This window comes from Stenotrophomonas sp. 05N37, assembly GCF_056397365.1.
The window spans coordinates 13,695-37,441 of the sequence record NZ_JBFTNG010000011.1 but is presented as its reverse complement, the minus strand read 5'-3'; the positions used below and the strand labels follow the sequence as shown (position 1 = coordinate 37,441).

At 69.6% G+C, this 23,747-nt stretch carries 26 protein-coding genes; 14 read left to right on the top strand and 12 right to left on the bottom strand.

Going from position 1 to position 23,747, the window contains the following annotated elements:
- The first annotated feature begins 154 nt into the window (after positions 1-154).
- Complete coding sequence (locus AC1DGC_RS19525) at positions 155-1,408, top strand: GGDEF domain-containing protein (protein WP_394164742.1); 1,254 nt, start codon at positions 155-157, stop codon at positions 1,406-1,408.
- On the opposite strand, the gene AC1DGC_RS19520 is transcribed toward AC1DGC_RS19525, so the two are convergent.
- Positions 1,387-1,776 (bottom strand): YchJ family metal-binding protein, encoded by a 390-nt coding sequence (locus tag AC1DGC_RS19520; RefSeq protein WP_478048637.1) that lies wholly within the window; start codon positions 1,774-1,776, stop codon positions 1,387-1,389. The two genes, AC1DGC_RS19525 and AC1DGC_RS19520, sit on opposite strands and share 22 nt — an antisense overlap.
- Positions 1,777-1,892: 116 nt before the next feature.
- Here AC1DGC_RS19520 and AC1DGC_RS19515 point away from each other — a divergent pair, with 116 nt between their 5' ends.
- Entirely contained in the window at positions 1,893-2,669 is a 777-nt protein-coding gene (locus AC1DGC_RS19515) for a sulfite exporter TauE/SafE family protein (protein ID WP_259208184.1), read from the top strand.
- Between the two features lie 182 nt (positions 2,670-2,851).
- Here AC1DGC_RS19515 and AC1DGC_RS19510 read toward each other — a convergent pair whose 3' ends face one another.
- From AC1DGC_RS19510 to folE, 4 genes are all read right to left on the bottom strand, one after another.
- Positions 2,852-6,223 carry an ATP-binding protein gene (locus AC1DGC_RS19510; protein ID WP_478048636.1) on the bottom strand — a complete coding sequence of 1,124 codons (3,372 nt, stop codon included), beginning with the start codon at positions 6,221-6,223 and terminating at the stop codon, positions 2,852-2,854.
- A gap of 18 nt (positions 6,224-6,241) precedes the next feature.
- The gene (locus AC1DGC_RS19505) at positions 6,242-6,943 is read right to left on the bottom strand and encodes a DUF4194 domain-containing protein (protein ID WP_478048635.1); all 702 of its coding nucleotides are present in this window, start codon (positions 6,941-6,943) and stop codon (positions 6,242-6,244) included.
- Positions 6,930-8,399, bottom strand: a complete 1,470-nt coding sequence (locus AC1DGC_RS19500; RefSeq protein ID WP_259208178.1) for a DUF3375 domain-containing protein — start codon at positions 8,397-8,399, stop codon at positions 6,930-6,932. Before AC1DGC_RS19500 ends, AC1DGC_RS19505 begins: the two co-directional genes overlap by 14 nt.
- 94 nt (positions 8,400-8,493) lie before the next feature.
- On the bottom strand, positions 8,494-9,096 hold the full coding sequence (gene folE, locus AC1DGC_RS19495; protein ID WP_228884867.1) for a GTP cyclohydrolase I FolE: 603 nt from the start codon (positions 9,094-9,096) through the stop codon (positions 8,494-8,496).
- A gap of 160 nt (positions 9,097-9,256) precedes the next feature.
- Between folE and AC1DGC_RS19490 the strand changes: the two genes are divergently transcribed.
- From AC1DGC_RS19490 to AC1DGC_RS19440, 11 genes are all read left to right on the top strand, one after another.
- Positions 9,257-9,712, top strand: coding sequence for a MarR family winged helix-turn-helix transcriptional regulator (locus AC1DGC_RS19490; protein ID WP_259208173.1), 456 nt, complete (start codon positions 9,257-9,259; stop codon positions 9,710-9,712).
- A gap of 84 nt (positions 9,713-9,796) precedes the next feature.
- Positions 9,797-10,006 carry a DUF1656 domain-containing protein gene (locus AC1DGC_RS19485; protein WP_259208170.1) on the top strand — a complete coding sequence of 70 codons (210 nt, stop codon included), beginning with the start codon at positions 9,797-9,799 and terminating at the stop codon, positions 10,004-10,006.
- Positions 10,003-10,917: an efflux RND transporter periplasmic adaptor subunit gene (locus AC1DGC_RS19480; RefSeq protein ID WP_259208168.1), complete on the top strand. Its 915-nt coding sequence runs from the start codon at positions 10,003-10,005 to the stop codon at positions 10,915-10,917. The genes AC1DGC_RS19485 and AC1DGC_RS19480 overlap by 4 nt, the downstream gene beginning before the upstream one ends.
- On the top strand, positions 10,914-12,371 hold the full coding sequence (locus AC1DGC_RS19475) for an efflux transporter outer membrane subunit (RefSeq protein WP_478048634.1): 1,458 nt from the start codon (positions 10,914-10,916) through the stop codon (positions 12,369-12,371). Before AC1DGC_RS19480 ends, AC1DGC_RS19475 begins: the two co-directional genes overlap by 4 nt.
- 3 nt (positions 12,372-12,374) lie before the next feature.
- Positions 12,375-14,417, top strand: a complete 2,043-nt coding sequence (locus tag AC1DGC_RS19470) for an FUSC family protein (protein ID WP_259208164.1) — start codon at positions 12,375-12,377, stop codon at positions 14,415-14,417.
- Positions 14,418-14,604: 187 nt separating this feature from the next.
- Positions 14,605-15,039, top strand: coding sequence for a hypothetical protein (locus AC1DGC_RS19465; protein WP_259208162.1), 435 nt, complete (start codon positions 14,605-14,607; stop codon positions 15,037-15,039).
- A 37-nt stretch (positions 15,040-15,076) separates the two neighbouring features.
- Entirely contained in the window at positions 15,077-15,271 is a 195-nt protein-coding gene (locus tag AC1DGC_RS19460) for a hypothetical protein (protein WP_259208160.1), read from the top strand.
- 232 nt (positions 15,272-15,503) lie between these two features.
- Positions 15,504-16,436, top strand: a complete 933-nt coding sequence (locus tag AC1DGC_RS19455; RefSeq protein ID WP_478048633.1) for a 2OG-Fe dioxygenase family protein — start codon at positions 15,504-15,506, stop codon at positions 16,434-16,436.
- Positions 16,433-17,239: a hypothetical protein gene (locus tag AC1DGC_RS19450; protein ID WP_478048632.1), complete on the top strand. Its 807-nt coding sequence runs from the start codon at positions 16,433-16,435 to the stop codon at positions 17,237-17,239. Before AC1DGC_RS19455 ends, AC1DGC_RS19450 begins: the two co-directional genes overlap by 4 nt.
- 91 nt (positions 17,240-17,330) lie before the next feature.
- Positions 17,331-18,539 (top strand): hypothetical protein, encoded by a 1,209-nt coding sequence (locus AC1DGC_RS19445; RefSeq protein ID WP_394164723.1) that lies wholly within the window; start codon positions 17,331-17,333, stop codon positions 18,537-18,539.
- A gap of 63 nt (positions 18,540-18,602) precedes the next feature.
- A complete protein-coding gene (locus tag AC1DGC_RS19440) occupies positions 18,603-19,103 on the top strand; it encodes a lysozyme (protein ID WP_259208146.1) in 501 nt (166 codons plus the stop codon).
- Positions 19,104-19,166: 63 nt separating this feature from the next.
- Here AC1DGC_RS19440 and AC1DGC_RS19435 read toward each other — a convergent pair whose 3' ends face one another.
- The 7 genes from AC1DGC_RS19435 to AC1DGC_RS19405 all read right to left on the bottom strand — a co-directional run bounded on the left by AC1DGC_RS19435 (position 19,167) and on the right by AC1DGC_RS19405 (position 22,869).
- Positions 19,167-19,925 (bottom strand): hypothetical protein, encoded by a 759-nt coding sequence (locus AC1DGC_RS19435; protein WP_394164724.1) that lies wholly within the window; start codon positions 19,923-19,925, stop codon positions 19,167-19,169.
- Between the two features lie 54 nt (positions 19,926-19,979).
- Positions 19,980-20,171: a hypothetical protein gene (locus tag AC1DGC_RS19430; protein WP_259208143.1), complete on the bottom strand. Its 192-nt coding sequence runs from the start codon at positions 20,169-20,171 to the stop codon at positions 19,980-19,982.
- A 1-nt stretch (position 20,172) separates the two neighbouring features.
- Entirely contained in the window at positions 20,173-20,598 is a 426-nt protein-coding gene (locus AC1DGC_RS19425; protein ID WP_259208141.1) for a hypothetical protein, read from the bottom strand.
- Positions 20,599-20,617: 19 nt separating this feature from the next.
- Entirely contained in the window at positions 20,618-20,875 is a 258-nt protein-coding gene (locus AC1DGC_RS19420) for a hypothetical protein (RefSeq protein ID WP_259208138.1), read from the bottom strand.
- A 100-nt stretch (positions 20,876-20,975) separates the two neighbouring features.
- On the bottom strand, positions 20,976-21,614 hold the full coding sequence (locus tag AC1DGC_RS19415; RefSeq protein WP_259208137.1) for a DUF2589 domain-containing protein: 639 nt from the start codon (positions 21,612-21,614) through the stop codon (positions 20,976-20,978).
- A gap of 68 nt (positions 21,615-21,682) precedes the next feature.
- Positions 21,683-22,177 (bottom strand): DUF2589 domain-containing protein, encoded by a 495-nt coding sequence (locus tag AC1DGC_RS19410; protein WP_259208135.1) that lies wholly within the window; start codon positions 22,175-22,177, stop codon positions 21,683-21,685.
- Positions 22,178-22,311: 134 nt separating this feature from the next.
- Positions 22,312-22,869 (bottom strand): helix-turn-helix domain-containing protein, encoded by a 558-nt coding sequence (locus AC1DGC_RS19405; protein ID WP_478048631.1) that lies wholly within the window; start codon positions 22,867-22,869, stop codon positions 22,312-22,314.
- 473 nt (positions 22,870-23,342) lie between these two features.
- Between AC1DGC_RS19405 and AC1DGC_RS19400 the strand changes: the two genes are divergently transcribed.
- Positions 23,343-23,738 (top strand): hypothetical protein, encoded by a 396-nt coding sequence (locus AC1DGC_RS19400; protein ID WP_259208133.1) that lies wholly within the window; start codon positions 23,343-23,345, stop codon positions 23,736-23,738.
- The last annotated feature ends 9 nt before the right edge of the window (positions 23,739-23,747 follow it).

Sequence of the window (23,747 nt, the reverse complement as noted above, 5' to 3'; positions counted from 1 at the left end):
AGTTGAATACGCAGCGGCCGCTATCGGGAAGACCATCGCCTGTGTGGTCCGGTTTGCACGTGCAGCCATGGCGCGCCGGCCCACACCCGTGGAACCGTCCTTGCGCAACCACCTGCTACGCCAGCCTGGCCATTACCTGTTCCTGCTGCCCGCCATGCTGGTGGGGCTGGGACTGTGGTGGGCCACGCCGGCCGATGAGGTGGGCAGCCCGGTGCACCGGATCCTGCCGCTGGTGCTGACCTGCCTGGGCATCGGCCTGGGCCTGATCTACAACCGCGTGCGCGCGGTGTGCCTGCTGCTGGCGATCGCGCTGGCATTCGCGATGCTGCATGGCCTGGTCGGCAGCTTCCTCAATACCGGCGCGGTCACCGCGCTGACACCGCTGCTGTTCCACTCGGTCTCGCTGTGGCTGCCGCTGCTGTTCGCGCTGCATGGGCTGTGGCCCGAGCGCGGCCGCCTGCGCCAGGACCTGCTGCTGCGCGGGGTGGTCAGTGGCGCGGCGGTAGGCGTGTTCGCCCTGCTTGCCGCGCAGGGGCCGCAGGGCATGCATGACCTGCTCTCGGACCACCATTGGGCGTGGCTGCCGACCGGCTGGAGCCGGCTGGCGCAGCTGCCCACGCTGGTGTTCGTGGCGGCCCTGGTCGGCCTGGGCGTGCAGGCACTGCGGCAGCCGCGGCCGCTGCATACGGCGATGCTGATCGCGCTGCTGGTGGTATGGGCGATGCTGCCGCGGGTGTTCCTGTCGCCGGCGCTGCTGCCGGCACTGGCCAGCACCGCGCTGCTGCTGATCGTGTCGGCGATGCTGCAGGAATCCTTCCACATGGCCTACCGCGACGAGCTGACCGGGCTGCCCGGGCGCCGCGCCTTGAACGAGTGCCTGCAACGGGTGGGCGCGACCTACACGATCGCGATGGTGGACGTGGACCACTTCAAGCGCTTCAACGATACCCATGGCCACGACAATGGCGATGACGTGCTCAAGCTGGTGGCCACGCGGCTGGCCGAGGTGGGCGGCGGCGGACGGGCCTTCCGCTACGGCGGCGAGGAATTCGCCCTGGTGTTCCTGGACCGCCCCGCCCCGGCCTGCGTGGAGGCGGTGGAGGCGGTCCGGGCGACGGTGGAGGCCACCCGGCTGCAGCTGCGCGACCGCGCCGCGCGCGCGCAGGACGACGCGGTGGGCCGCCTGCAGCGTGGCCGCGGCGGCGGCGGCACGGTGGTGCAGGTGACGGTGAGCATCGGCATGGCCGACCACCGCGCGGGCGACGACGCCCAGGCGGTGATCAAGGCGGCCGACCAGGCGCTGTACGCGGCCAAGGATGCCGGGCGCAACTGCGTGCGCGCCCACGGCCAGCAGCGGCCGGTGGCGGTGCGCAGCCGCGAGGCGGCTCAGGGCAGCGCGTCGAGGTAGAACCAGCGGCCGTCTTCGCGGACGAAGCGGCTGTGTTCGCGCATCTTGACCGCGCTGCCGCCGCCGATTCTGTAGCGGGCGGTGAAGTCGACCTGTGCGTGGTCCGGGTCGGCGACGGTGTGCTGGTGGAGGGTCAGGCCGAGCCACTGGGTGCGTTGGTGGGCCGGTTCGTCCAGCGACAGCGCGTCCGGGCGCGTGGACGGATGCCAGCTGGCCAGCAGGTAGTCCGGCCGCTGTTTGACGTAGGCGCTGTAGCGCGAGCGCATCAGGGCCTCGGCGTCGGGGGCGTGGGCGCCGGCGTGATAGAGGCCACAGCAGGCGGTGTAGGCCAGGGGGCGGCCGCAGGGACAGGGGTCGGGATTGCTCATGCGGGCATTGTCGCGCGTTTGCCCTGTGCCGATGCCGGGGCAGCCGACCAACGGTCGGCTCTACCGGGTGCTGGGGGCCAGGCGTATGCTGGCGCGCCTTGCATTGCGGTGTCGCCGTGTTCGAGCTGGTACCCCCTGAGCTGTTGTGGTTGGTGGCGATCGCCTTCATCGCCGGCCTGGTCGATGCGGCCGTGGGCGGCGGCGGGCTGGTGCAGTTGCCCGGTCTGTTCACGGTGCTGCCGCAGCACACCCCGGCGATGCTGTTTGGCACCAACAAGTTCAGCTCGATGTTCGGCACCGCTGCGGCCGCGTTCCGCTATGCGCGCAACGTGCGCTTCCCGTGGCGACCGGTGCTGTTCGCGGCCGGCACCGCCTTCGTGTTCTCCTTTGCCGGCGCCACGGCGGTGAGTTTGCTGCCCAAGGATGCGGTGCGTCCGCTGGTGCTGGTCCTGCTGGTGGCGATGCTCGGCTACACGCTGTGGAAGAAGGATTTCGGCGCGCTGCACCGGCCGCGCGAGATCGGGCGCAAGGAGCTGGTCACGGCCTTGGCGATCGGTGCGGTGATCGGGTTCTACGACGGCTTCTTCGGGCCGGGTACGGGCAGCTTCCTGATCTTCCTGTTCGTGCGCTTCTTCGGCCTGGATTTCCTGCGTGCCTCGGCCGCCTCGAAGGTGGTGAACCTGGCGACCAACGTGGCCGCCATTTCGTTCTTCGTGCCGACCGGCAACATCCTGTGGCTGTTCGCGTTGCCGATGGCCGCCGCCAACATCATCGGCTCGGTGGTGGGCACGCGGCTGGCGCTGCGGGGCGGCACGCCCTTCATCCGCAAATTGTTCGTCGGCCTGGTGGTGGTGCTGATCGCGCGGATGGGCTGGGATACGTTTGCCGGGTAACGCGTAGAGCGGAGTGCCGGGGCGCCGGGGTTGGCGACCGGTGATGGAGCAGCCGACCAACGGTCGGCTCTACGTGGGCGCGGGATTTCCGGTGCCGGCTCAGGATTTCCGTTGCCGGCGCGGGAGTTGCCGTTGTGGGCGCGCGATTGCCGGTGCCAGTGCGGCGCAGGCGTGCCGACCGGTCAGGCGACCGGTTCGGCGTCCTGCTGGCGGCTGCGCTCGGGCAGCTTCAAGCGCTTGGCTTCCTCGTCGTACTCGATCAGCAGCACGCCGGAGTCGTGGCGGCCGCTGATTTCGACGAAGCAGGCGCCGCCGATGAACGGTTCGAGCGTCATCACCGACTTCAGCGGCGTGGCCACCACCATCTGGAAACCGAAGTTCTCGAAGATGTTCATCGCCAGCGCGGTGAACTCGTTGTCGGCCTTGTCGAAGGCTTCGTCGAGCACCACGGCGGCGTAACTGGGCAGCTGGCTTTCGGCGCCGCCGAGCTGGTAGCGCAGCGCGGCCGCCAGGCAGGTGGTGGCCAGCTTCTGCCGCTGGCCACCGGATTTGCCGGCGCCGCTGCGGTAGATCTCGACCTGCTGGCGGGTAGCGGCGTCGAGCTCGACGCCGATGAATTCCACATGCAGGCGCACGTCGAGCACGTTCTCGCGCCAGCGTCGGTCTTCGCCTTCCTGTGAGCCCAGGCGCTTGACCAGTTCACGCAGCACCGCGAACTGCGCTTCGGCCACCTCGCGCTCTTCGGTCTGGTGGTGCGACAGCACTTCGCGCAGCTGCTGGTGGAACTCCAGCACCTCCGGCAGGCGCCGGTCGCTGAGCTCGATGGTCAGCAGCGTGCCGCGGTTGAACGGCACCTGCTCCAGCGAGGCATTGACCTCGTCCAGGCGCTGGCCGATCGACTTGCGTGCCTCGGCACTGTGCCGCTGCAGGGCCAGCAGGTTGTTCTTGCTCTGGTTCTGCAGCAGGTCGAAGAAGCGTTCTTCGTGCTGCGGCAGGCCATCGCGCTCCAGGCGCTGCAGGCGGGCGAGGAAGTCCTCGGCCGAGGCCACCGACGCGGTGAAGTCACCGGATTCCTCCGGCCATGCCTGTGCGAAGCGGCGGAAGCAGGCCACCAGCTGGGTCTCGACGCGGTGCACGTCCTGCTGCGAGGCGGCGAGGCTCTCGTTGATGCCCTTGCTGATCTCGCGCATGTGCGCTTCCAGCGTCTCCAGGCTCAGCCCACCCAACCGTTCCAGGCGCAGCTGCAGCCCCGCTTCCTGGGTGGCGCCGAGCGCCGGCAGCACCAGCGCACGGCTGCGCTGGCGCTGGGCATCGAGCTTGTCGCGCTCGCGGGCGTGCTGGGCCAGCTCGACCCGGGTGTCTTCGTAGGTGCGGCGTGCCTGCGCGATATCCGCGCGGGCCTGGTCGATCTGCTGGGCCAGCCGGGCCAGGTCGGCGTTGCCTTCCTTGAGTTCGCGCAGCGAGGACTCGATGTCCTGCAGGCGCTGGACCGCCGTGGCGATATCCACTTCTTCCCAGACGAAGTTCACCAGCTGGTTGCAGGCCAGGCGACGGTCGTTGTCACGATCGCGCTGGCTGCGCAGCCGGGCGACGTCTTCGTCGCAGGCAGCGATGCGCTGGGCAAGCTCCTGGGCTTCCTTGCGGAACACCGCCAGTTTTTCCGTATTGCTGAAGCCAAGCAGCCAGCGGCGGCGATCGCCGATCGCGTTGCGGTCATCCTTCTCGAAGCGGTCGCCCGGGTGCTTGACCTGGCCTTCGCGCGAGATACCCCGTTCCACGTCGCGCAGCTGCTTTGCCTCGACGCACTCGTAGTCGTAGCGCTTGCCAAGCTCGCGGCGCAGCCACGGCTCGAACGGGCTGTCGCGGAACTCCAGCTTGTGCAGCAGCGACCGTGCCGACGGTTGGCGCGCAATGGCATCGTCATTGCGACGCACGCGATAGTAGGTCAGCCGCATGCCAAGCTGGGTGCGATTCACCCACGCATTGACCTCGTTGTAATGCTTGTCGTCCACCAGCAGCGACTGCGCGAAGCCGAACAGCACGCGCTCGATCGCGCCCTGCCAGGCGCCCTCCTCCTGGCGGACCTGGACCAGCTCGCCCACGAACGGCAGTGCCGCCTCGGGGACGCCGGTTTCCTCGGCCATGCGGCTGCGCAGCTTCTGCAGCGGCGCGGGAATGCTCGACGGGTTGCGCTCCATCGCCTCCAGCTCGGCACGGACATCGCCGAAGCGACGCGTGTCGTCCTGTTTGCCGGACAACCGCTCGGTAATGGCATCGTCCAGCGCGGCGGCCGCCTGCTGGCGGTTGTCCAGTTCGCCCTGCGCGCGGGCAATCAGTTCGGCAAAGCCGTGGGCGTCGTCGGGCAACGCGTCGCCCAGCGTCTGCGCGGCCTGGCGGGCCTGCTCGCGTTTTGCCTGGCGGCGGTCGCGCTCGGCCTGGGCACGCCCATGCTCGCGCTCCAGTTCCTCGATGCGCTCGCCGCCCTGCTGGCGTCGCTGCAGCTCGAGTTCGGCGAGGTGCTCTTCATGGTTGGCCAGCCCCTGGCGGCGCTGGGTTTCTTCGCCGAGCAGGCCACGGTGGCGGACATCGATCTCCTGCAGGCGCTTTTCCAGCAGCTGCTGCAGGCGCGATTCGCGGAAGCTGTCCAGCCCGAGCTTCAGCGTCTCCTCGTCGGCACGCTGCAGGTTCATCGCCTTCAGCTCGGCATGCAGCGCACGCGCGGGCAACAGGGTTTCGACCTGGCGCCGCGCGGTGACCACCGATTTGTGCGCGCCATCGAGCTCGGCGAAGTCGCTCACCAGGCGCTCGGCGGCGTCGAAGGTCTTGGGCGTGTCCAGCATGAAGTCACGCAGGAAGACGTTCAGGTCGCCCAGGTTCTTGGCCGACTGCGTCTTGTGCAGCAGGCGCAGCGCCATCTCATTGTCGATGCCGAGCAGGTGGCGGAAGCGCTCTGCGTAGCCGACGAAGCTGTCGAAATGGTGCACGTCGCCCAGGCGCTGCTTGAGCTTGCGCAGGTCCAGGTCGAAGCCGCCCAGGTCCTTGGCGATATCGAACGGACGCTCGGCGATGAGGTAGTGCTTGCGCACGTCGGCGGCCGCCGCGCCGTTGCCGGCGATCCAGAACAGGCGCACCAGGCTGACCACGCGGCCATCGCCGGCCCGGTATTCCAGCACCAGTGCGGTCCAGGTCGCGCCCTTGCGCAGGTACTGGGTGGCGATTTCGCCGGTGCCGCGGTCCTGCTGGTCGGCCCACGCGCCACGCACGTAGGAGACCAGGTTGCGGTCGCGGCCGCTGCGCTCGGCTTCACGCGCGGCGGCGTTGAAGTCGACGATCGACGGCGGCACCAGCATCGCCGACATGGCGTCGAGCAGGGTCGACTTGCCCGAGCCGGAGCGGCCCACGAACAGGAAGCCGCGCTCGGCGATGGGCACTTCGGTCAGGCCGTTGAAGGTGCCCCAGTTGTGCACCTGCAGGCGGCGCATGCGGAACTGCTGCAGCCGCGGATCCGGCAGCCCGTCGGTGAACAGGGCGGGGGTGTGCTTGGAAATGGCCATGCGTTATCGGTGGTCCGTTCAGGCGTTTGCAGCGGGGGTGTCGCGCAACTGGCGGTACACGGCGGACAGCGCGGAGACGTCTTCGGCGGAGAACAGCAGCTTCAGCGCCGGCGACACTTCGTGTCGGTCGTCCTGGCCGGCCAGGCGGGTCAGGATGTGGTTCTCTTTCATCTTCTGCACGGCGGCGGCGACGCGGCGATTGAAGCCGGCCCGATCGGTGGACAGGTTCTTCTCGTAGATGGCCAGCGCTTCGGCCATCTCGGTGTCGGCCACCACCGCGCGGTTGCCGCGCGCGTCCGCTTCGGCCAGCTGCTGGCGCAGGTACAGCAACAGCACCGAGTCGATGAAGGTCAGCGGCGAGCTGCGCAGCAGCACCGGTGCGTCGATGTCCTCGGTATCGGCCTGGCGGGTGAAGGCCACGCCGCTGTCACGGTCGAGCACCAGTTCCAGGAACAGGTCCGACAGCGCCGAGCGGATCGCCGCCTCGCTGCGGATCAACGCCGGCCACAGCTTGGCGTGGCGCAACTGGTCGATGCTCGGGCCGATCAGCAACTGGCACAGCGCGCGGCGACCATCGAGGGGCAGCCGGCCGGTGTCGCCCAGGTAGAACACGTCATTGCCACGCCGCGGCAGCGGCGTGACCACGACCGGTTCGGCCTCGTGATCGTCTGCCACCGCGTCGACCGGGGCGGCATCGTGGGACTCTTCATGCCAGTTCATGGCGTTTCTCCTGGGTGAACCAAACCAGCGGGATGCGGGCGCGTCGCCACTGTCCATCGCCGCCACGCCAATGGGCGGTTTCCTGCTCGCCTTCGACCACCACGCCGTGGCGGGTGCCCAGCGACAGGTAGCCGATCACGCTGCCCAGCCCCTGCGGCGCTTCGCGCTGCGACAGGGCCTGGGCGATGCTCAGTTTCGGCTGCGCACCCAGCAGTTCATGCAGGTCGCGGCGCAGCGTGCGGAAATCGATCTCCGAGGACGCCACCAGGTCGCCGACGCTTTCCAGGCTGATGCTGGCCGCGTCGTTGCGCTGCACGCTGCCATCCACCTGCGCGCTGCGCGGGTCGTGCAGCTTCCATTGCGACCAGGAGCGCAGGCGGCTGGTGGTGAGCTGGAGGTCGCGGCCGATCGGGCGCTGGGCGGAGAACGCATCGCGCAGCGCCAGCGCTTCGGATTGCGCCTGCTTGAGCAGCTGGTTGAGCCGGCGCTGTTCCAGGTAGCCACGGCTCTGCACGAAGCCACGCAGGCTGCGCGCGAAGTGCTGCAGCACGTCGTGGACCTGGCCGCCGCGGTCGAGCATGGTGGCGGTGAAGCCGCGCAGGAACGCGCGCTCGTTGCGGTCCAGCTTGCGCGCGAAGCCGCGCGCCAGCACCGCCTCCAGCGCGGCGTCGAGCTGGGCGCTCTGCTCGGCATCGTTGAGCAGCCGCCAGAAGGCCTGGAAGCTGCGGCCGGCGTCGCTGTCGCCAATCACGTCCACGCCTTCGAACAACCGGGACAGCACGTCGCCACGTTCGCTTTCATCGTCGATGATGCGCTCGCGGAACTCGCGGTTGAGGCGTTCGAAGTCATCGCGGACGCGGCGGAAATCCTCGGTGAGGTCGTCGGCCAGGCCGATGATCTGGCGCGCGCGCTCCAGCGCGCGCTTGCCATCCAGCGCCACCACCCGGCCTTCGCCAACCCGGGCGATTTCGGCATCGATGCGGTCGCGTTCATCGCGCAGCGCCGACAGCCGTGCATCCGGGTTGGATTCGGTCTGCGCGGCCAGCTGCGAGAGCTGTTCGATCACCAGCGCGAGCCGGCTTTCGGTCGCGGCCACGCGGCTCTGCTCCAGGCTGTCGGCGAAGCGGATCGCCTGCAGGGCCTGGGTGGACAGTTCGTATTGTTCCTGGTCGGCGCCCTCGGGCAGGCGCCGCTCCAGCCAGCCCTGGGCCAGCCAATGGGCGATGTAGGCCTGGGCGGTACGCGGCAGCTCACGCGACAGTTCGTCGCCGTTGAGCTGGTCCAGCGCCCGCTGCAGGCGTTCGTGCAGGGCGGCGGCCGGCAGCGTGCGCTCCCCGTCCATCAGCAGGCTCTGCAGCAGGCCGATGATCTCCGGGGCGTTGGCGGCGGCCAGCAGCTTCCACTGGGGCTGTTCGCGCAGGGCGCGGTAACGGGTGATGCGTTCGCGGTGCTTCATGCAGCCAGGACATCCGGAAGAACACCGCGCGGCCAGACGCCGCGCGGCAGGAAGGGGAACGACCCGGCACCGCGGTGCCGGGCGCGCGGCAGGTTCAGCGCTTGCCGCCCACTTCGATGAAGCGCAGGAACTCGGCGCGGGTGCGCGCATCCTCGCGGAAGCTGCCCAGCATCTTGGAGGTGACCATGCTCACGCCGCGCTTGTGGATGCCGCGGGTGGTCATGCACTCGTGCGCACCTTCCACCACCACGCCCACGCCGATCGGCTGCAGCACGTCCTGGATGCACTGGGCGATCTGCGCGGTCATCTTTTCCTGGACCTGGAAGCGACGCGCATAGGCCTCGACCACCCGCGCCAGCTTGCTGATCCCCACCACCTTGCCGGCCGGCAGGTAGCCGACGTGCACGCGGCCGATGATCGGCGCCATGTGGTGTTCGCAGTGGCTTTCGTACTCGATGTCGCGCAGCACGATCAGTTCATCGTAGCCGGCCACTTCCTCGAAGGTGCGCTCCATGTAGGCGCGCGGGTCGTCGCGGTAGCCGCTGAACCAGTCGCCGTAGGCCTCGGCCACGCGCCGCGGGGTATCCAGCAGGCCTTCGCGGGTAGGGTCTTCACCGGCCCAGCGCAGCAGGGTGCGCACGGCCGATTCGGCATCGGCCTGGGTGACCGGGGTGGCGTCGTTGTCTTGTTTGCTCATTACATACAGCACCCGAAGGGGGGCGAGCATCGTACCCGACAGACCCCTCGGGCGTCCCCCCGCGCCGGGCCGGGGCCGGCCAGCGCGCGCCAGGCATTGGGCTGCGGTTGGGCTGGGGGTATTGATAGGATAGAAATTAGTAGTATCCTATCGATCTGCCATGAAACGCACCCTCGACGAACGCACCCAGCTGCAGATGCAGCTCAGCTCCGGCCTGCTCTATGCAGGGCGGCAGTGGCAGCGCCTGGCCGACCAGGCCCTGGGCAGCTATGGCATTTCAGCCGCCTGCACGATGCCGCTGTTGATGATCGGCCGGGCCGGCGGCGGTATCCGCCAGGTCACGCTGGCCCAGCAGCTGGGCATGGAAGGCCCGTCGCTGGTGCGCCTGCTGGACAAGCTGTCGGCCAGCGACCTGGTCCGCCGCGAATGCGACGCCAGCGACCGCCGCGCCAACCTGCTGTGGCTCACCGACAAGGGCGAGGCCCTGGTCAGCCAGTTGGAGACCGCGTTGATCGGCCTGCGCGAGGACGTGTTCGGCGCGCTGTCCATGGATGAACTGCGCACCGTGCTGAAGCTGTGGCAGCTGCTGGCCGATGCGGCCGACCGCGTGACGTAAACCGATGCGCCGCTGTGCCGCCCGGTGCCGTGCTGCGGCGCCGGGCGTCCCCCTTTCCGCTCCCCCAGTGAACCCTTTGCCTCGATGTACGGTGAATTCAGTCTCTATGGTGTGTTCGTCCCGACCCTGCTCGGGCTGATGCTGCTGGCCTACCTGCTCATCAGCGGGTTGCGCCTGGTCCTGCAGCGCACCGGCGCCTACCGCCACATCTGGCACCCCGCCCTGTTCAACCTGGCCGTGTACGTGATCGTGCTCGGCGGGTTGTTTTCCCTGATGCGTTGGATGCAATCGTGAACAAGATCCTCAAGCGTGCTTTCCCGGTCGTACTGACCGTCGTGGCGGTGGTTGCCGCCGTGCTGGTGCTGCGCCACCTGTGGGCGTATTACATGGACGAACCGTGGACGCGCGATGCGCACGTCAGCGCCGACGTGGTGCAGGTGGCGCCGGATGTGTCCGGGCTGGTGGAAGCGGTGAAGGTGGCCGACAACCAGCCGGTCAAGCGCGGCGAGGTGCTGTTCGTGGTCGATCGGGCCCGCTACCAGATCGCGCTGGAGCAGGCCCAGGCCGCCCTCGGCGAACGCCGCGCCACGCTGGACCAGCTGCGCCGCGAGATCGCGCGTGACCGCAGCCTGCAGGACCTGGTCGCCGCCGAGGACGCCGAAGTGCGCCGCGCCAAGCTGCTCGCCGCGCAGGCCTCGATGGCCACCGCGCAGGCCGCAGTCGATCTGGCGAGGCTCAACCTGGCCCGCACCGAGGTGCGCAGCCCGAGCGACGGCCACGTCAATGACCGGACCGTGCGTGCCGGTGACTACGTGACCGCCGGGCGCCCGGTGATGGCCGTGCTGGATACCGGCTCGTTCCGCGTGGATGGGTACTTCGAGGAGACCCGGCTGCGCGGCGTGCATCCCGGGCAGAAGGTGGACATCCGCCTGATGGGCGAGGCGCAGCCGCTGCAGGGCCACGTGCAGAGCATCGCCGCCGGCATCGAGGACCGTTACCGCAGCGAAGGCAGCAGCCTGCTGCCGAACGTGACCCCGGCCTTCGACTGGGTGCGGTTGGCCCAGCGCATCCCGGTGCGCATCCACATCGACACGGTGCCGGCGGGCGTGAACCTGATCGCCGGGCGCACCGCCACGGTCACGATCCAGCCGGATACGGCCACGCCCACGCCCACGCCGGTGCGACCGGCACAGGCGGCGTTGTGAGCCGCCCTGCCCTGCACCGCATCGCGCTGGGGCTGGCGTTGACCACCCTGGCCGCGTGCAAGACCGTGGGCCCGGATTACGCCGTGCCCGAAGGATCGGCCTTCCAGCGGCCCGAGGCCAACGCGGCCTTCATCGACACCGGCAACCCGCAGGTGGCCGCCGGCGCCACGCTGCCGGCGCGTTGGTGGGAGCTGTACCAGGACGACACCCTCAACGCACTGGTGCAGCAGGCCCTGCGCGACAACGTGGAACTCAAGGTGGCCGATGCCAACCTGCGCCGCGCCGCCGCCGTGTACGAGCAGGCGCTGGATGCCGGTGGTTTCGAGTACGAGGCCGAGGCCGGGGTGAGCCGCGCGCAGCTGTCGGCCGAATCCTTCCTGCTGGAACACGAACTGCCGCCGATCAACCTGGCCGACGGCAAGTTCGCGGTGTCCTACCAGTTCGACCTGTTCGGCAAGCTCAAGCGCGCCTCCGAGGCCGCGCACGCCGACGAGCAGGGCGTGGCCGCCGCGCTTGACCTGGCCCGGGTGTCGCTGGTGGCGCAGGTCGCCGGCAGCTACGTGGAGATCTGCCATGCCAACCATGAGCTGCACGTGGCCGAGCACTCGCTGCAACTGCAGCAGCGCAGCCGCGAGGTCACCCAGCGGCTGATCAACGCCGGCCGTGGCACGCCGCCCGAGCTGGCCCGCGCCAACGCCCAGGTCGCGATGCTGGAGGCGGCGCTGCCGCCGCTGCGGGCGCAGCGCCAGGCGTCCGAATACCAGTTGGCCGCCCTGCTCGGCCGCACCCCCGGGCAGCTGCCCGATGGCGTGGCCGACTGCAGCCAGGCGCCCACGCTGGCCCAGCCGTTGCCGGTGGGCGATGGCCGTGCACTGCTGGCACGCCGCCCCGACGTGCGCCAGGCCGAGCGCCGCCTGGCCGCGGCCACCGCCCGCATTGGCGTGGCCACCGCCGAGCTGTACCCGGACATCCGCCTGGGCGCCTCGCTCGGCGCGGCCGGCCTGCTGGAGGATTTCGGCCAGCCGCTGACCCAGCAGTGGTCGATCGGCCCGCTGATTTCCTGGACGCTGCCGTCCTCGGGCACCCATGCGCGCATCCACGCCACCGAAGCCGGTGCCGATGCCGCCCTGGCCGAGTTCGACCACAGCGTGCTGCAGGCGCTGCGCGAAACCCAGACCGCGCTCAGCCGCTATGCGCACGACCTGCAGCGCCTGCAATCGCTGCAGACCGCGCAGCAGCAGGCCGAACTGGCCGCCAGCCAGAACCGGCGCCTGTACCAGGGCGGGCGCACCCCGTACCTGGCCAGCCTGGACGCCGACCGCACGCTGGTCTCGGCCGATGCAACGCTGGCCGCCGCGCAGGCGCAGGTGTCGCGTGACCAGATCCAGCTGTTCCTGGCGCTTGGCGGCGGCTGGAACGCCGACGCCGTGGCCCCGCGCGCGGCAGCGAGGTAAGCCATGCTGCTGCTGGATCGCCAGGCATGGCTGTTTTCGGTCAAGACCTTCCTGGCCGCGCTGGCTGCGCTGTACATCGGCCTGGCCGGCAACCTGTCACGCCCGTATTGGGCGATGGCCACCGTCTACATCGTCACCCAGCCGATGCTCGGCCCCACCCGCGCCAAGGGCGTCTACCGCATCCTGGGCACGCTGCTCGCCGGCGCGGCCACGCTGTGGATGCTGCCGCACCTGGTGGAAACGCCGTTGCTGCTGAGCGCGGCGATGTCGCTGTGGTTGTCCGCCTGCCTGTTCATCGCCCTGCTCAATCGCGGCCCGCGCGGCTACGCGTTCCTGCTGGCCGGCTATACCACCGCCTTCATCGGCTTCCCGGCGGTGACCTCGCCGGACACCATCTTCGACACGGTGGTGGCGCGCAGCGAGGAGATCATCCTGGGCACGGTGGTGGCGGTGCTGTTTGCCTCGCTGTTCTTCCCTGCCTCGGTGCGGCCGATGCTGCGCTCGCGGATCGGCAACTGGATGGGCGATGCGGCGCAGTGGTGCCGGCAGATCCTGCTGCGCGGCCAGGCGCATGCCCCGCGCAACCGTCTGGCGGCCGACCTGGTGCAGTTCGAGGCCTTGATCGAATTCCTGCGCCGCGACGACCCGCGCCATGCCGGTGCGGCGATCTCGATGGAACGACTGCGCGAGCGGATGCTGCTGATGCTGCCGGTGCTGTCCTCGATCGCCGACCGCCTGGGCGCGTTGCGGGCCGGAGGCCGTGCGCTGCCGCCAGGGCTCGAGGCGCTGGTGGCCGACATCGCCGACTGGCTGGACACGCCGGGCCGCTCAAGCGCCAGTGCGTATGCGGCGCTGCGCGAGCGCATCCTGGCATTGAAGCCGGCGGTGGATGGCGAACTGGACCACCTGTTGCTGGTCACCCTGCTGCTGCGCCTGGAGGAGCTGGTGGACCTCTGGCAGGACTGCGCCACCCTGCAGGACGCGATCGAACACGGCAGTGCCCCGCGCGACATCGCCCATTACCGCATCCGCGCCAAGCGCGTGGGTGACGCACGCCACGTGGACTACGGCATGGCGCTGTTCTCCGCCGCCAGCGCCGGCGTCGCATTGATGACCTACTGCGCGCTGTGGATCGCGCTCGGTTGGGAAGGCGGCGGCAATGGCGCGATGATGGCCGCCGTGGCCGCGGCATTCTTCGCCGCCCAGGACGACCCGGCGCCGAGCATGCTGTCCTTCCTGCTGTGGGCGATCGTGGCCAGCCTGGTGGCCGCTGTGTACCTGTTCGGCGTGTTCCCGGCGGTGCATGATGTCGGCAGCCTGGCGCTGGTGCTGGCGGTGGTGTTCCTGCCGGTGGGCCTGCTTCTGCACAAGCCGCAGACCGCGCTGATCGGGCTGCCGCTGATGGTCAACCTGGTGGCCCTGCTCAATGTGCAGAACACCTACAGCGCCAACATCCAGACCTTCATCAACTCCTCGGTGGCGATGTTCATCGGCATCGGTTTTGCCGTGGTGATGACCCGCTTGTTCCGTTCGGTGGGCGCCGAATGGACCGCGCGCCGGCTGGTGCGACAGGGCTGGACCACGCTGGCCGAGGCCGCCGAAGGCCATGGCCAGCAGGACCGGCAGCAGTTCGCCGCGCGCATGCTGGACCTGCTCGGCCTGCTTGCCCCGCGCCTGGCGGCCACCCCGCAAGGCAGCGACATCGCCTCGGTGGACATGCTCACCGAAGCCCGCATCGGCTTGAACATCCTGCAGCTGCGGCGCGCCCGGCACGACCTGCCACCCACCAGCATGGCGGCGATCGAATCGATCCTGGACGATGTGGCCACGCACTACCGTGCACAGGTGGCCCATCGGGGGCCGCTGCCGGCACCGACCGCTCTGCAGGCCAAGCTGGAGGCCTCGCTGAAGCGGGTGCAGACGGTCGCGCCGGGCAAGGCCCGCGACGAGGCGTTGATGGGCGTGATGGGGTTGCGCTTTGCGTTGTTCCCCGAGGCGCCAGTGGTGGCCAGCGCCGCACCCGACGGCGCCATCGCCGCCGGCTGACGCCAGGCGCCATCGCGATCCGCAACGCGCGGTGGTGCCGGCGCAACACACCGCGCAAGGCGCCTGCGGGTGCGCGCCTATACAGGAGGCGCAGTGCATCGCCGCGCGTGGACCACGCCGGCAGACACTGCCGGCAACGCCCACGATGGTCGTTGTCGCACCGGTTGTCCTGTCCAGGAGTACGCCCATGCACCGTCCACTGCACGTCCTGCAACGCCCCGCGCTGTCCCTGTGGTTCGGCCTGATCCTGTGCCTGGCAGCGATCCTGCCCGCGCAGGCACAGTGCGTGGTGGCAACCACCGCCACGGCAGCCGATGCCCAGCAGGCGTCCGCCGCGATCGCCGCGCATGCCTTCGCCGGGCACCAGGCCGAGTTCGTCACCGGCAACATCAAGGCCGGACTGGCCTTTCCCGGCCCGACCCTGGTCGATGCCGCCGCGCTGGAGGGCTTCGTACAGGCCATCCTGACCGGTACGGCCGGGGTCGCGCTGGCCGGTGGCGCTCGCACCAAGTACTGGCATGCCGCCAGCGGCACGATCGTCATCTTCAACAACGCGGTCGCCGACTGCGGCACGGCATTCCGGCCCACGGGCGGGATCACCTACTACAATAACCAGAACTGACCGCCTGCCTCCGTCGCCGGGGGCCATGGGAGCCATCATGCGAGACACCGGGCATTTTTCCCTGCTGCTGGAGCATGACGAGGCGATCGGCGTCCTCAACGCGCTCAACTATTTCGGCTTCGGCGTCGATGCCGATACCTGCCATACCGTGACCGGCCTGGACCAGGACCGCGTGCAGGCCCTGCACGCGCGGCTGCACCTGGCCCACCGTGGCGACAGCACGGTGCCCTGAGCGCCGGCGGTGCTGAGTACGCGCGCGTCGCCCGGCCCCCCCTGATGCAGACCCCCTCGCCACCGCGCGCGTGCACGGTGGCGTCTGCGTGTGCGGGGTGCGCGCAGCGCATTGGCAGCGGCTGACAAAACGCTGCAACGGCGCGCGCGTTGCCGGCGCGGGGCGATCGCTATACAGCAGGTGCATCCGGCCGATCCGCGACCGAGGTGCCCTTCCCCTGCGGAGACCGCGCATGCACGCCGACGCCGATGCTGTTCCCTCCTCCCGTGCACCGGCGCTGCGCGCCGTGCATTGCCTGGCCTGCACGCTGGCGCGTCCACGCCGGCACGCAATGCTGCCGCAGCTGTTCCGCATGGAGCAGCTGGGCCTGCAGCGCGGGTTCCTGGACAGCGTGGCCGCCTACGCCGCGCAGTTGCCGTGGGATGCCTACGACGTGGCCCGGCGTCGCCGCCAGGTGCTGCAGCGGCACGCCAGCATCCTCGCGCCTGCGCAGCGCGCGCTGCTGGAGGACGACGACGCCGCGCCCGACGCGGTATGGAACGCCGTGCGCGACCACCTGCCCTCGGTGCTGCGCGCCGCGCTGGAGCGCATCCAGCCGCACCGCCGGCGGGCGATGCGCAAGTACGACGCACGGCGGGTCTCCACCGCCTGCTGGCAGCTGCAGCCGCTGGACGACCCGCATTTCGTGCAGCCCGCTGCGGCGGCCCGTGCCCCGCACCGGGTGTTCGCGCCGATCGCTGCGGCGCTGACCTACCATCCGGACACGCTGCGGCTGGTCGCCGGCATCGCCGAAACCATCCACCAGCGCTGCGCGGCCACGCGCCTGCAGCTGGTGCTGCACCAGATGCTGACGATCGCGCGCGGGCCTGGCGCCGCCGAGCCGGCGCCCGAGGGCCTGCACCAGGATGGCGCGGACTACATCCTGTCGGCATTGGTGATCCGTCGGCGTGGCGTGCATGGCGGTGCCTCCCGCGTCTACCGCGGCAGTGCCGGCCCCTTGCTGCTGGAGCACACGCTGGGCGAAGGCGAGGGGCTGTTCCAGTCCGATGCCGGCTCGCCGCTGTGGCACGAGGTGTCGGCGCTGCATGCCGAGGACCCGCATGGCGAAGGCCAGCGCATGATCCTGGGCATCGATGCGCACGTGCTGTCCGAGCGACCGGCATGAGCGCCCGCGCCCCGCGCAGCCGCGCGCGCCCGGTGCGGCCAGCCTCGGTATGGCGCACGCGCCTGCTGCGGCTGTTGCACCTGGTCGCCGAGCAGGCCTTGCCACTGACCATCGCCGGGGTCTCGTTCGTGATCGCCCTGGACGCGTGGCTGTCGGCGCGCCCGGTGCTGTGGGAACACCAGCGCGCACTGGCCTCGCTGAGCATCGCCAGCGACCTGGAGGGCACCACGGCGGACGGCATCGACAGCCGCCACACCGTCACCATCAGCAACGTCGGTGAACTCAGCTTCGCGGTGCTCGACGTGCAGGTCGACCTGGCGCTGGACGACGGGCTGCAGGCGCCATGGCTGCAGAACACGCTGCTGCAGGCGCGACCGGTGGCGCTCCCGATCGGACTGCAGCCGTTCCACCTGGAGGCAGCCCGCGATGGCCGCAGCGCGCGCTTCGCCTTCGCCCAGGAAGCCTCCGGCTGGCATGTGATCGACCCGGGGCGATCGGTCGACCTGGTGTTCGCGCAACCGGTGCAGGGCCATGGCCGGATGGGGGTGAGCGTGGAGGTGTTCACCCAACCGCTGCGCATGGGCGCGCTGGAAGACCAGATCACGGTGGAACGGGTGATCGCCGGCCGTCGTCGCCATGTGTTTCCCGAGTCGGGGCCGGACGATGTCTCCGACCTGGGCGTGTTCCCGTACAGCGCGGCCAGCATGGTGATCGTGGCCGCGCCCACGCCGCCACGCAGCCGGCACGCGGCGTCGCCCCGCCGACCGACGCCGCGTCGCTGGAACGCGCCGGCAAACCCCTGAAACACGCCAACCAACCGGCGTCCCGGGCTGGCCCTATACCTGTGCTGCACGGCGCGCCGCGGCGTGCGTCCCCTCCGCATGGAGCACGCTCATGGCCTCGCCCGTCGATCCAACGTCCGCGGCTGTCGCGGACCACCACCAACGCCGCTACCGCGGCTTCCTGCGCCTGGCGGTGCTGCGCATCCTGGCGATGCTCGGTGCGGTGCTGCTGGGCCTGTGTGCGCCGCATGCGCCGGCCCACGCCGCCAACGGCCCGCAGGTGACCCAGCTGCAGGGTCACCTGGAGCTGGACTACAGCGTGGAAGTGCGCGTGGAGGGGCTGGCCGACTGGGCCGCCGACAACGATCCGCGCCGGCTGGTGCCGTTCATCGATGGGCGCGCGCTGCCGGGCAATCCACCCGAAGCGATCGACGTGACCCGCGGCCGGCTGTTGTTCCACCTGCGCGTCAACGAGGACAGCCGCGCGGTGTGGACCGACCTGCTCGGCGCGCCCGAGGGATTGCGCCGGCCGGTCACCTTCAGCGTGGGCCCGGTCGATGGCGCGCCGTTCGACACCGTGTACGGCGACGGACGGCGGGTGATGCTCACGGTGATTTCGCCGGTGTACGGCGGCATCGCGCTGCTGCTGGTGGTGGTGACGCTGGCCGTGTTCGTGCAGCTGGCACGCACCACCAGCATCATCCGCAAGCCGGCCGAAGGCGGTCTGGGGCCGTATGACCTGGGCCGCTTCCAGATGGCGGTGTGGTTCTTCCTGATCTACCTGTCCTACACCGCCATCTGGCTGATCACCGATGCCACCGACACGATCCACCCATCGCTGCTGGCGCTGCTGGGCATCAGTGCCGGCACCGCGCTGAGCGAGGCGGTGATCGATGCCGGCGGCGCGCCCGCGCCGGAGCCACGCCAGCACGCGTTGCTGGACGAACGCCAGCAGCGGGTGCGCGAGATCGGCACGCGCGGCATGTGGCAGGACGGCAACGAGGGCGCGGGCGGCGACCCGCGCGAGCGCCAGCAGGCCGCGCGGCAACGGGTGATGCAGATCGACCGCGAGCTGCGCGCGCTGCAGGCCCCTGCGCCGGAGATGGCGTCGCGCGGACTGCTGCATGACCTGCTCTCGGATGCGCAGGGCTACCGTTTCGATCGTTTCCAGATCTTCGCTTTCACGCTGATCCTGGGCGTGATCTTCCTGTCCGATGTCTACAACAACCTGAGCATGCCCGAGCTCAGTCCCACCCTGCTGGGGCTGATGGGCCTCAGCTCGGGCACCTATATCGGTTTCAAGCTGCCCAACCGCAGCTGACCCCACGCCGGCCCACGGCGTGGCGCCCTCTCCTGGATGCGCCCAGACCAACGAGGATCCGCAATGAACAGCATGACGTTGAGCCCGCAAGGGATCGAATGGCTCAAGCAGGTGGAAGGCCAGCGCCTGCAACCCTACGACGACCAGACCGGGAAGCCGGTCGACCACTGGGTGGCCGGCGCCACCGTCGGCTACGGGCACCTGATCGCCCGCGCCGAGTGGGACGGGCTTGCCCGCGGGATCACCCTGGAACAGGCCGAGGCGCTGCTGCGCAAGGACCTGGCGCCGTTCGAGCAGGCCGTCAACCGTGGCGTGACCGCGACGGTGTCGCAGTGCCAGTTCGATGCACTGGTGATCCTCAGCTTCAACATCGGGGTGGGCAACTTCGCCCGCTCCTCGGTGCTCAAGCTGGTCAACAACCCCCAGGCCAGCACCACCTTTGCCACGCTGGAGGCGGCCTGGATGGCGTGGACGCGGTCGCAGGGCAAGGTGATGAAGGGCCTGGTCAACCGCCGCGGCGCCGAGTGGCGCATGTACAGCAGCGGCACCTACGCACACTGGTAAACGGCAGAACGCCGCGGCACCCGATGGGGTGCCGCGGCGTGTCGGGTGCGCCTGCAGGTGGGCTCAGGGCGTCACGCGCTGCAGGACGCAGCCTGGCGCGCATTCGCCGATCGCCGGCTCGATGCGCAGGCGGGGGGTGTCATCGAGGGTCTGCACCACGATCCAGCGCCCCACCAGGCGATCGCAGGCGGCACCGCCGTTGCCGGGCCGCACCGAGTACCACGCGCCCTCCGTGGTGCGCCCCTCCAGGCGCAGCGGCACCCGGCAGTTGCGCGGACTGGCGTAGGCCAGGCTGCTGCCCAGGTCGCCCGGCTCGCTGCCCGCCAGCGTCAGTTGCAGGTTCACCGGCAGGTTCGCCGCGCCCTGCACCTGGGTGGCCCAGCGCCCTGCCAGCGCTGCCGGCAGGCGGGCCGCGGCGGGGACCTGGCCACTGGCCCACAGCGACACCTCCGAGGCTGCCGCGTCGCTGCGCACCTGCAGCGTGGCCTGGCCTTCGCCCACCTGCAGCTGCACGCGGCCCGGATACAGCCGGTTGCACCAGCGCCCGCCGTTGGCGCCGACCAGGTCGTACTGCAACTGGCCGTCGCCCTGGTGGGACAGGCGTGCGTCGAGACGGCAGTTGCGCGGCTCGCCGAACACGATCTGGGCCGTGTCGCTGGCCGGCTGCAAGGCCAGGCGCACCGATGACGGCCGCCCATCGGCGGTATCCACCCCCACCCACGTGGCCGCCGTTGCGGCGTCGGGATGGGCCTGTGCATGGGCGAACAGCGGGGCCAGCAGAACCAGCCACCCCAACGCCCGGCGGCAATCGTATGTCCTCATCGTGTACTCCTTGGTGGTTGAAACGCCAGGCGCGGGCAGCTGCCCGCACCCGGCTCAGAAATAACGCGTCATCAACGCCACGCCGAGCGCGATCAGCCACAACGTGGCCAGCAGCCGCTGGCGGCGACGACGGGCACGCGCGGCGGCCGCGGCGCGCTTGCGGGCCAGCAGCGGGCCCAGCCATTGGCGTACCTGGTGGGCGTCGTCGTCGGACAGCAACAGGCGCAGGCGGTCGGGTCGGGCCATGTCATGCCTCCGCGGTCGAGGGGGGATCGAGGCTGAAACGGCGCAGGCTCTGGCCGTCCAGCAGCAGTTCGCCGTGCAGCGGGGTGCCGCCATGCAGGCAGATGGTCAAGCGGTGTTCGGCCTCTCCGGTGCACGGGTGCAGCGCGATCCTCGCCGGCAGGCCATCGGCGCCGGCCACTTCTTCGACCTCGCAATCCAGCTGCACTTCCAGCGTGGTGGCCAGGATGCCGCGCGGCACGATCAACTCGGCCAGCGGTACGTCGTGCTGCAGCCATTGCCCATCGACGAGGCTGCGCACCACCAGCGTCTGGCCCGCGCCGAGGCGGGCCTGCAGGCGCTGCAGGTGCGCATGCGCGCAGCGGTGGCGGCTGTCCGCCAATGCCCGGGCGAGGGTATGGATCAGGTCATCGAGCGGATGGTCGGCCATCGACAGGCTCCCGTGCCGCTCATTCGGCCAACCACACCGGACGGCGCGGAAAGCCGACGTGGTAGGCCAGCCACTGCAGCACGACCTGGTGCTCGCCGATCTGCAGGATGGTGAAGCTGCGTTCGATCCCCAGGATCGCGCCCTTCGGCGTATCGCTGAGGCAGCGGTTGAGCAGGTCCTGGGCCTGGCCCAGGTCGGCATCGGTGAGCATCTGGGTGGGGTTGTTGCTGCCTACCACGATGCGTTTGACGAACTTGACATCATTCAGATCGAACATGGCGGTCTTCCCTGCGTTGGACATGCCGGACCCGCCGCGTCTTGGCGACGCGACGGGTCATTCCACGATTGCGTTCACCGCGATGGGCGCAACGCCCATGTCAGGCCACCGGTACCGGGGCGCCGATCTTGCGCGGGGCCGAGGCGGTCTGCAGGATGTCCATCACCCGGGCCAGGCCTTCGGGCATGCCCTTGTCCTCGGCGTGCACGGCCACGGTGTACTTGGCCGAATTGTCCGACGTGCGGGTGTTCTCCTTGTGCGAGGCCACCGAGCCCTGGATGTTCACCTTGGCCGAGAACACGCCCCAGCCCACCTTCATTTCCGCCTGCATCGCCGCCGAGTAGTCCTGGCTGTCCTTGGCCGAGAACGACGACTTCACTTCCATCTCGAAGTTGATGTCCACGCTGTAGATGCTCAGGTTGGGCACCTTGACGATGGCCAGCAGCGGCACTTCCAGCTCCACTTCTTCCTCGGAGAACGGCTGGGCCTCCTTGGTGGCCGGATCGAGGTTGTCGACCGGGCGCTTGAAGCGGAACAGCGCGGTGCGGGTGCCGCCGACCGCGTTGGGATCGGTGTTGGCCGGGTCCGGCGGCAGGAAGCCGACCGAGCGGATGAAGCTGGCGGTGGCCTGGGCCAGTTTGATCTGCGAATCGCACGCTGCGGTGAGCGGGCCGCCGATCAGGTCGGCCATGGGCAGACCCTTGAACTGGCTGGAGATATTGACGAGTTCGTCAGGCATGGTGATGCACTCCTAGTGGTTGGCAGGCAGCGACGGCCGTAGCGCGTGGACGCCGCCGTGGTGGTGGATCAGGTGGCTTTGATGGTCTTGAACACCCCCTGGCTCTGCGCCAGGTGGTTCATCAACCGCGCCGCGCCATCGGTCGGCTCGGTTCCCTCCACGCGCAACTGCACGTGTACGTTGCCCACGCCCTTGCCGCGGCCGGTATCCAGTCCTACGTGTCGCGCCGCCGGCCGCGGCGTCTCCCAGGCATCCGGAGCGCCCGGCGCAGGCACATCCAGATCCTCGGGGCCCAGTTCCGCCAGGTCCGCGTTGAAGCTGATCTCCACCTCCCGGATGCGCAGGTTGTTGGTGGACACCAGCGGCAACAGCGGCGCGCGGTAGAGGTCCTCATCGCCTTCCTCGGCCTGCGGGTGCAGGGAGGGCATGCGGATGGTGACGCTCCTGGGCCGGTTGTCTTCGTCGAAGAAATCGCGCAGGTGGGAAATCTGGTGCATCTCGATGCTGTCCTGGGCTTCGATGACCGCCCCGGCCAATGCTTCGATCAACGTGTGGAATGACATGGTTCCGCTCATCTCGCCTTCGCTCCTGGTCGTGGGACCTGCCATCGATACGGGTCGATGTCGGTGGTGTTGCTTCCACGGGGTTAGTGATACCCGCCGCGCCGTGCGCGCGTGCGGCGATGCGTTGCGACCGCTTAGCCGCGCGTTGCAGGCGAGCGGCGCGGCGGCGGTGCGCAGCACGCACCGCGCATGCTCGACGGCGGCTCGCCGTAGTGGTGCCGATACGCGCGGCTGAAGCCGGACAGGCTGACGAAGCCCACCGCGTAGGCCACGTCCGACACATTGCCCTCGCCCTCGCGCAGCAGGCGCCGCGCCAGGCGCAGGCGCACCAGCCGGATCAACTCGCCGGGCGGGTGGCCGATGCTTGCCACCAGCTTGCGATGCAGGCTGGTGCGCGACATGTTCAGCGCTGCGGCCAGCCGATCGACGGAAACCTCCTCGTCATCGGCATGCTGTTCTATCCACTCCCGCGCCCGCTCCACCAGCCGCGTGGCGGCGGTACCGTGCGGGCGGATCCGCGTGCGTGCCAGCAGCGCCTCCCAGGCCAGGTCGCCGTCGGCCGCCGTGGCACCGGGCTGGCACGTGCACTGGCACATGTGCGACAGCAATGCCAGGCTCCACGCCAGGCTCTGTCCATCACCATCGTCGACATCGCCACTGCCCGCGCCAGGCGGACTGACGAAAACCTCCAAACCTCGCTCGAAAACGTCCATAGCCCTGCCCCCTTCCTTCTGCTGATAAGCCGAGTCGGTGCATCGACGAAGCCAGCCGCAGGCGTCCCCAGGCACGAACCGGTCAGGCGTGATCGCACTGGATTTCCCCTGCAAAGCGCGTCGAGTACGACACCGCAGTTCCTCCACTACCGGTGTAACCGGAGCGTTGCCGGTGGACTTGGCGCTGCGTTGCAGATGCTTGTCACAGCGTTGCAGGGCGCTTTCGCACCGGCGTGCAAGTGGCGATACTGGATCGACGCATGCGTGTGAAACTGCAGCGACCGGCGATGATGTGTGACCGCCCGCACTCACAATGTGAGGCGCCCTACTCACTACGGATTTGCTGTCGATCACATGGCTGACTGGGCCACGGCGCGCTGCCTGCGCTCATCGCCACCGGATCAGGGCTATGCTGATGTCCTCTTTCCTGCGTGATGTTCGACCAGATCCCTATGAGCTATGACCTGATGGTGTTCGACCCCGCCGTGGCCCCGCGCGATGCGGAGGCGTTCCTGCAGTGGTACGACGCGCAGACCGAATGGAACGAAACCCACGAGTACGACGATCCGGCGGTGTCGGTGCCGGCGTTGCAGGCGTTCTTCGCCGCGCTCGTCGAGCACTTCCCGCCGATGGACGGGCCGCTGGCCGATGACGAGGACGACCGCCCGGAAGTGACCGACTACAGCGTCGGCCAGCACGTGATCTACGCCTCCTTCGCCGATGAAGTGGCCGAGAACGCGCATGGCCTAGTGCAGGTGCTGGCCCATACCCACCAGTTGGGCTTCTTCGATGTCAGCGGTGACGGCGCCATCGTGTTCCCCGATGGCACCGTGGTGATCCCGGAGTAAACCGGATGC